Raw genomic sequence first — 1188 nt, 5'->3', positions numbered from 1 at the left:
GCAGGGTTGCTACTAGATGAGGAATTGCAGTTTCCTTGCTCGGATCAAAATAATGTGTAAACTGCATTGTCGCAAAATCATTAGCGCTTAACAAAGGTTTGTATTCACGTGCGTTTGTTTTATAAACCTTTGTATAAGATGATACTTCAATGACTTTCTTGGAGAGCAATGATTTAATTGTGTTTTGTACACTAAAAATACTGAAGTTGCTGTCCTCTGTAAGCTCCGATATTTCAGTAGCAGTCAATGAATTGTTTGATTTCCACAATACTTTCATTATTTCAAGCTCTCTGTTAGTAAGTTTTACGTAATTTCTGCTTTTCATTTGAGCTTCTCCTCGTAATTTGATAGTGTTATTATAGCAAAGATTAATAAAATAAGTCAATAGTTAATATTTTTTGTTGACAGTAACAACCATTTGTGCTATTATATCAACGGTTGATATAATATATTAATCTTAAAATGCCTTATTGCAAGATCTATAAAAGGAGAAGGATTATGCACCAAAGGAATCCAAAATCAGGAAAAGAAACGTCGCCTTTAAGTTACGGCATCACATCGATACTTATCGTAATTTTTATAATAGTTTCCTGCCTAAGAAAGGAAAATCCCTATGATATTGTGTCACTATCCGCTTGCGTTGAAGCATTAGAAAGCTATAAGAAAATGAAAACTACCCGAGCAAAGATTGATATTGTCATTTTTATAGCCTCTGTCGTTGTTTGCATCTCCGCACTTTTACTTTTTCTTATTATATAGGTAACCCTACTTATTAAAGTGATATCTTCCCAGCCGCTTTTAATATGTGAAGGAGGTCTAAAAATGAAGAAACTTGTAAGTTTGTTCCTAGCATTGGTCATTATGTCTACGGCGAGCATTGATGCATTTGCAGCCACTACAAGTAATGTGGATGCAGATATCGCATCCAGCAAAACAACTTCCATAAAGGATTCTGACCTACAATATTTAGAAACGGCATTCAGCATTCTTATGGAAGCTCCCGATGAGTTTCTGAAAACAGCCAGCGATACGGAAATCCGTGACTACTTTAAACTCAAGGGATTAGGGAACCTCTGAACAAATGGCGCAGGAAGAGGAATTCAGAGAAAAGGGATTCAAGAGGCGTTCCAAACTGAATGATTACGTCGAATTTCAACGCTATACTCCTGAATTTATTTCCACTTTTGC

At 35.6% G+C, this 1188-nt stretch carries 3 protein-coding genes; 2 read left to right on the top strand and 1 reads right to left on the bottom strand.

Translation table 11 applies throughout. The features are described 5' to 3' along the window. Positions 1-325: BlaI/MecI/CopY family transcriptional regulator (locus CAFE_RS15790; protein ID WP_156991163.1), on the bottom strand; the 325-nt coding region annotated here is incomplete at its 3' end. 137 nt (positions 326-462) lie between these two features. Here CAFE_RS15790 and CAFE_RS20715 point away from each other — a divergent pair. Beyond that, the gene (locus CAFE_RS20715; RefSeq protein ID WP_413814443.1) at positions 463-759 is read left to right on the top strand and encodes a DUF6442 family protein; all 297 of its coding nucleotides are present in this window, start codon (positions 463-465) and stop codon (positions 757-759) included. A 63-nt stretch (positions 760-822) separates the two neighbouring features. Further along, entirely contained in the window at positions 823-1077 is a 255-nt protein-coding gene (locus CAFE_RS15785) for a hypothetical protein (protein ID WP_156991162.1), read from the top strand. Positions 1078-1188: the final 111 nt, after the last annotated feature.

The organism is Caproicibacter fermentans, from assembly GCF_009746625.1.
In the GTDB taxonomy this organism is placed as follows: domain Bacteria; phylum Bacillota; class Clostridia; order Oscillospirales; family Acutalibacteraceae; genus Caproicibacter; species Caproicibacter fermentans.
The sequence above is the reverse complement of the archived record's forward strand: the minus strand, read 5'-3'. Positions and strand labels throughout refer to the sequence as shown.